Below are 867 nucleotides of genomic sequence, written 5' to 3'. Positions count from 1 at the left end.
CTTAGAAAATAGCTCAAAACCTTCCAATTAGGATACTGGGAGGTTATTTGGCATACGCATTTTTTAATATACCACGTATAGATTTATTCTATCAAAAAATATTGACAAACTATTAGCTGGTTTAGTTGAACAAGAAAAAGAGCAAGCATTCGTTAGTTGAATAAGACCCTTTAGACAATCGATTATATTAGTCGTTAATACCCTATAGAAATTTATCTACCTTCTCCTTCTTAGTATTGAAATTTAAAACCTATGGCTTCATAAAAAGGAATGATGCCTTTAAGATTGCCTTTTTTACAGAAATCCAACGTATTGGGGCATTGTATCCGGTTCTTCAGCAAAAATCCTCAAATATCCTTTGCTGTTGCTTCTCTTTCAGATTTCTTTGTTTTTATAAATGAATTCAAATCTCTAAAAAAGATATAATACCCAAGCAACGCAAACGCTATTGTTAGATATGCAACCGTAGGGTATTCATCAAATATATAATCTCGCTGAGCAATGATGATATAATGTGTCAATATTAATAAAAGCAAAGTATGAATTACTGAAATCAATTGTTTATATTTTTTGAAAATCAATATAGATACTAAATGTGCTACACCCAATATAACAAAAGCCCACAAAACATTACCCACAAATATTGATATTTCCATTTCCACTATGAACACACCCCTTAATAAAAATTTGTTCCTTGTTAAAATGTTTCCGCAACCCATAAAATACCATATTCTTTATTCAACTAACCTGCTGCGTTCGTATTATAAGGTCAGCCAGATATTTCTGGTTGACCATTTTTTATATAGTTTTATTATATCAGTAGCCAGGGTAGAACGTATCTGCCCGTGGGGCTAGACCCCGTCAACT

1 protein-coding gene is annotated in these 867 nt (G+C 32.2%); it reads right to left on the bottom strand.

Annotation, left to right across the window (positions count from 1 at the left end; genetic code table 11):
* Positions 1 to 347: 347 nt before the first annotated feature.
* A complete protein-coding gene (locus M9R32_RS15965) occupies positions 348 to 662 on the bottom strand; it encodes a hypothetical protein (protein WP_269927725.1) in 315 nt (104 codons plus the stop codon).
* Positions 663 to 867 lie beyond the last annotated feature (205 nt).

It is taken from the genome of Paenisporosarcina quisquiliarum, assembly GCF_027563315.1.
Classification (GTDB): Bacteria; Bacillota; Bacilli; order Bacillales_A; family Planococcaceae; genus Paenisporosarcina; species Paenisporosarcina quisquiliarum.
This window is presented reverse-complemented; position numbering and strand designations above follow the sequence as displayed.